The sequence below is a fragment of the Bartonella queenslandensis AUST/NH15 genome, assembly GCF_000312585.1.
GTDB classification, from domain to species: Bacteria; Pseudomonadota; Alphaproteobacteria; order Rhizobiales; family Rhizobiaceae; genus Bartonella; species Bartonella queenslandensis_A.
Genome location: NZ_HE997998.1, coordinates 228804 through 230858 on the forward strand (window position 1 = coordinate 228804; position 2055 = coordinate 230858).

Consider the following 2055-nt stretch of genomic DNA (forward strand, 5'->3'; position numbering starts at 1 on the left):
TTTGAAATATTTCCCTTATATTTCTGTTTCATATACTTCATAAAATATACAAAGTGATTTTTTATCAATCAAGATTGCGCTTCATGATATTTTAGTTTTTGAAGCTTCTGAGCAGCTTGTGGTGGCATAGGAGGAGGGGTCGGATCTTGAGCTGCTAAGAGAAGCAGTTCATCACACGCTTCTTCCGTTTTTTGGACAAGTTGATTCAGAAAATCACGTTTGCTTAAACCTGCTTCTATTGGAGGAAGAATACGAACACGAATTGTTCCGGGATAGCGGCGGAAATTATTGCGTGGCCAATATAAACCTGCATTGTGTGCAATAGGGACAACTTGAAGTCCTAATTCATTATAGAGCGCGACAATTCCTGATTTATAATCTGGTTCTTGACCGGGTTGTCGGCGTGTTCCTTCGGGAAAAATTAAGATTTGGCGCCCTTGTTTTACTTTCTCTTTTGCTTTTTCTATAATCATTTTTAAGGCTTTTATGGGCGTTGTGCGGTTAATGGGGATAATTTGTGTTTTTGCCATATACCAGCCAAACAATGGAATCCACATCAATTCACGTTTTAAAATGAGGGTGGGGTCATCAAAATAGGGAACAAGACTGAAGGTTTCCCATGCAGACTGATGCTTTGGAGCAATAATATAGGCCCCTTTGGGGAGATTTTCTAATCCTTCAATTTCATAACGTGTGCCCGCGATGTATTTTTGCAAAAAGAGTGTAACGCGCGCCCATGTTTTAGGGACAATCCATGCCTTTTTGCGGGGCATTAAAAAATAAACGGGAGCGTAAAGAATCATCTGTATGAAAGTTGTTGTATAAAAAGCGAACGTAAAAAGAATAGAACGAAGGATAAGCACTATATTTTCCATTTTATATCTATAATAAGAAGATTTTGTATATAATATAATTCATATGAGAAAACATCTTCTTTATGTTTTTTCAGGTATCTATTTTTTCGGTGACTCAGTTTCCGGTATTTAAAATAAAGAAGGAAAGAGGTTAATGGAATTACAAAAAGATAAACTTTTTATTCCACGGATTTTATCTATTGCGGGAACAGATCCTTCTGGTGGCGCTGGAATGCAAGCGGATTTGAAGGTTTTTTCAGCTATGAAAACTTATGGCATGAGTGTGGTTACAGCTGTTGTTGCACAAAATACTCAGGGTGTACGTTCTTTTCAGGCATTAGATGCTTCTTTCGTGGCAGATCAAATTGATTCTGTTTTTGAGGACATCCATGTTGATGCCGTTAAAATTGGTATGGTTGCAAATGCTCAGATTGCACAGGCTATTGCAGAACGTCTTGCTTATCATAAAGCGCGTTTCATTGTTTTTGATCCGGTTATGGTTGCAAAAAGTGGTGATGTTCTTTTAAAGCCTGATACCATTGAAATTATGCGTGATGTTCTTGTGCCGATGTCAACTTTGATCACGCCAAATTTGCCTGAAGCTGCACTGTTATTGGGATGTGAAGTGCAATGGTCTTTAGAAACTATGTATCAATATGCTCCACGACTTTTGGCGTTAGGGTGCCATGCAGTTTTGTTAAAAGGGGGGCATTTGAATTCGCTTACCAGAAATAGTACAGAAAATTACGATTGTTCTAGTCCAGATCTTTATTGTGATTGTGAAAATCTTGTTATGCTTGAAGCTTCTCGTCTTCCAACCACTCATGATCACGGGACAGGGTGTACCATTTCTGCTGCCATCGCAGCTCTGTTACCTACACAATCTTTGGACCGTGCCGTTAAGCAAGCAAAAGATTATTTACATGGCGCTTTAACTGCCTCAAATGATTTAAAAGTAGGGAAAGGGCGAGGACCGCTTCACCATTTTTATGCGTTGTGGAAAGATTGATACAAAAAATTGATTATAAAAATCTTCATTCTATGAATTTGTTTCGTCATTATATTGCTATTTTGGACTTATGACTGATAAATGTTAGCGCCTTGTAGCTTAAGAAGTGGTTGGGGTGAGTATTGCGTCTGTTGTGGGGGCTGTTTTTTACCCCGATAGGAGGCATCATTGCTGCTGCTGTGGCTGTGATCA

At 38.8% G+C, this 2055-nt stretch carries 2 protein-coding genes; one reads left to right on the forward strand and one right to left on the reverse strand.

All coding sequences use genetic code 11. The features are described from left to right. Positions 1-68: 68 nt before the first annotated feature. Positions 69-875 (reverse strand): lysophospholipid acyltransferase family protein, encoded by an 807-nt coding sequence (locus tag BN338_RS04780; RefSeq protein WP_051018495.1) that lies wholly within the window; start codon positions 873-875, stop codon positions 69-71. 133 nt (positions 876-1008) lie between these two features. Here BN338_RS04780 and thiD point away from each other — a divergent pair, with 133 nt between their 5' ends. After that, positions 1009-1863 carry a bifunctional hydroxymethylpyrimidine kinase/phosphomethylpyrimidine kinase gene (thiD, locus tag BN338_RS04785; RefSeq protein WP_039759531.1) on the forward strand — a complete coding sequence of 285 codons (855 nt, stop codon included), beginning with the start codon at positions 1009-1011 and terminating at the stop codon, positions 1861-1863. The last annotated feature ends 192 nt before the right edge of the window (positions 1864-2055 follow it).

What these genes read in the sequence shown, in the direction of transcription:
- BN338_RS04780 (WP_051018495.1), bottom strand. Translation starts at nt 875, where the DNA reads ATGGAAAATATAGTGCTTATCCTTCGTTCTATTCTTTTTACGTTCGCT.
- thiD (WP_039759531.1), top strand. Translation starts at nt 1,009, where the DNA reads ATGGAATTACAAAAAGATAAACTTTTTATTCCACGGATTTTATCTATT.